Consider the following 1929-nt stretch of genomic DNA (forward strand, 5'->3'; position numbering starts at 1 on the left):
GCCCCTAGGAAAAGCTTTTTGCCGCAAACCCTAGTTATACTTTTAGAACAGATTCAGATCCGTTAAAGCGCCGAGACTGCTAGAGGAGACTAACTTGGCGAATTTGCCGAGAATTCCCGTTTTATAGCGTGGGGGCCGCGGTTGCCAATGGTGACGACGACGGGTTAATTCTTCCTCCGATACATTTAACTGCAAGAGACGCTGACGAGCATCAATAGTGATTTGATCCCCTTCCTCGACCAGAGCAATTGTACCACCCACCGCCGCTTCTGGAGCGACGTGACCGACCACCATGCCGTAGGTTCCCCCGGAAAAACGACCATCGGTAATTAATCCCACGGAATCCCCTAAACCGGCGCCGATAATTGCCGAAGTGGGGGCCAACATTTCCCGCATACCCGGTCCACCTACTGGTCCCTCGTAACGGACAACCACCACATCCCCAGCTTGAATTTTTCCGGCTAAAATTGCCTCTAAACAGGTTTCTTCCGACTCAAACACCCGCGCAGGTCCGGTGATGACTGGAGTTTTCACCCCGCTAATTTTGGCCACGGCCCCCTCTGTGGCCAGATTTCCTTTTAAAATGGCTAAATGACCCTCTTTATAGACAGGATTGCTAAAAGGACGGATAACATCTTGGCCTGAGGGCGGTTGGTCGGGAATATCGGCTAAAATCTCGGCGATAGTCTGACCGCTAATGGTGAGAGCATCCCCGTGTAGTAAACCATTAACCAGGAGAATTTTCATCACTTGGGGAATACCACCCGCTTTATGCAGATCCACGGTAACGTAACGCCCGGAGGGTTTAAGATCGCAGATAACCGGTACACGCTGCCGGATAGTTTCAAAATCATCGATCGATAATTCTACCCCGATGGTGCGGGAAATGGCTAAAAGGTGCAGCACAGCGTTAGTGGAACCTCCCACCGCCATAATTACCGAAATGGCGTTTTCAAAGGCTTTACGGGTCAAAATTTGGCTAGGTAGAATCTGTTTTCTAACCGCCTCGACCAAAACCTTGGCCGATTCTTCGGTACTATCGGCTTTTTCCTCATCTTCGGCGGCCATGGTTGAGGAATAGGGTAAACTCATCCCCATGGCTTCAAAAATGGAAGACATGGTATTAGCAGTAAACATCCCACCACAGGAACCAGCACCGGGGCAAGCGTTGCGTTCGATTCCGATGAGGTCTTCTTCACTGATTTTACCGGCGCTGTACTGTCCCACGGCTTCAAAGGAACTGACCACGGTTAAATCGCAATCTTTGTAGCGCCCTGGTTTAATCGTGCCACCATAGACGAAAATAGCGGGAATATTCATCCGGGCCATGGCAATCATTGCCCCCGGCATATTTTTGTCACAACCCCCGATAGCGAGGACTCCATCGAGACTTTGACCATTACAGACGGTTTCAATGGAATCGGCGATTACTTCCCTAGAAACGAGAGAATATTTCATCCCTTCTGTTCCCATGGAAATCCCGTCACTAATGGTGATAGTCCCGAAAAGTTGCGGCATTCCCCCCGCTAATCTGGTGGCTGCTTCGGCACGCATTGCTAAATCATTAATTCCCATGTTACAGGGGGTAATGGTGCTAAATCCGTTAGCGATGCCGATGATTGGTTTGCTAAAGTCCTCATCGCCAAAACCTACCGCTCTTAACATGGCCCGATTCGGACTGCGTTGGGTACCTTGGGTAACAATGCGACTTCTGTAGTTATCTGCCATAACTTTATCTTTCTCCAATGGCGGCTGATGTGTGCGATCGCTGCTCGAGTTCTCCAATCGCACCTTTATTTCTATTTTCTGACTTTTGGCCGCTCTGAGCAGGTTTTAGGACAGCCCATGTCTAAAGAAAATATAAAACTGCATTTGAAAAAAGCTGGAAATCCTGTAACAGTTATCCCGATGATTGCCTACTCCCTTTAA

At 49.1% G+C, this 1929-nt stretch carries 1 protein-coding gene; it reads right to left on the bottom strand.

What is annotated here, in order from left to right; all coding sequences use genetic code 11:
* Positions 1-42 precede the first annotated feature (42 nt).
* Positions 43-1728, bottom strand: a complete 1686-nt coding sequence (ilvD, locus tag IQ242_RS23680) for a dihydroxy-acid dehydratase (protein ID WP_002734426.1) — start codon at positions 1726-1728, stop codon at positions 43-45.
* Positions 1729-1929: the final 201 nt, after the last annotated feature.

The organism is Microcystis sp. LEGE 08355 (genome assembly GCF_015207185.1).
Classification (GTDB): domain Bacteria; phylum Cyanobacteriota; class Cyanobacteriia; order Cyanobacteriales; family Microcystaceae; genus Microcystis; species Microcystis panniformis.

Bases quoted from the DNA above. Each gene is read 5' to 3' on its own strand.
- ilvD (WP_002734426.1), bottom strand. From the start codon at position 1,728: ATGGCAGATAACTACAGAAGTCGCATTGTTACCCAAGGTACCCAACGC.